Source organism: Methylobacterium mesophilicum (assembly GCF_022179445.1).
Lineage (GTDB): Bacteria > Pseudomonadota > Alphaproteobacteria > Rhizobiales > Beijerinckiaceae > Methylobacterium > Methylobacterium mesophilicum.
In genome coordinates this window covers 1-274 of record NZ_BPQU01000116.1, presented here as the reverse complement: position 1 = coordinate 274, position 274 = coordinate 1, and the positions used below count along the sequence as shown (strand labels likewise).

Below are 274 nucleotides of genomic sequence, written 5' to 3'. Positions count from 1 at the left end.
CCGGCCCCGGTCCCCGTCGGCTCATGCGGGCGTCGGTGGGGTCAGAGGCCGGCGGTCAGCAATCCCCGTACCCGTCGGGCCGTGGTCTCGTCGCGGGCCGCCGTGAAGGGGAGGGTGTTGCCTCCCGTGATGCGGAAGGGTTCACCCGTGAGGGTCAGGTGGGCCCCGCCCGCCTCCTCGACGAGGAGCAGGCCCGCCGCGTGATCCCAGGCCGCCTCCCAGGAGAAGCTCGTCGCGTCCAACTCGCCACGGGCGACGGCCAGGTACTCCAGCC

Annotated in this window: 1 protein-coding gene; it reads right to left on the bottom strand. The window is 74.1% G+C overall.

The annotated features are described in order from the left end of the window. Window positions 1-41: 41 nt before the first annotated feature. Window positions 42-274: inositol monophosphatase family protein (locus MFF40_RS28450; protein ID WP_283950090.1), on the bottom strand; the 233-nt coding region annotated here is incomplete at its 5' end.